The 271-nt window shown below is 63.5% G+C and carries 1 protein-coding gene; it reads left to right on the top strand.

The annotated features are described in order from the left end of the window. The coding region (locus FQ668_RS27520; protein ID WP_144180781.1) for a PAS domain-containing protein at positions 1-271 on the top strand (271 nt) is incomplete at both ends.

Raw genomic sequence — 271 nt, 5'->3', positions numbered from 1 at the left:
GCTGTGGACTACCTGTTCAAACCGTTCGACCCGCAGATCCTCAAGCCCAAGGTCCAGGCCCTGCTGGAGCAGCAGCGCAACAGGCGCATGCTGCAGCGGCTGACCCGTGAACTGGAGTCAGCGCGGGCATTCAACGCCTCGATCCTGGAAAATGCCGCAGAGGGCATCCTGGTGGTGGACGAAACGGGTTGCATCGGCTTCGCCAACCCGGCCATCTCACGCCTGCTCGATGCGCCGGTGGACAAACTGCAAGGCGCGCACATGCTGGAGC

Origin of the sequence: Pseudomonas sp. Kh14 (assembly GCF_900291005.1) — a bacterium.
GTDB classification, from domain to species: Bacteria; Pseudomonadota; Gammaproteobacteria; order Pseudomonadales; family Pseudomonadaceae; genus Aquipseudomonas; species Aquipseudomonas alloputida.
The sequence above is the reverse complement of the archived record's forward strand: the minus strand, read 5'-3'. Positions and strand labels throughout refer to the sequence as shown.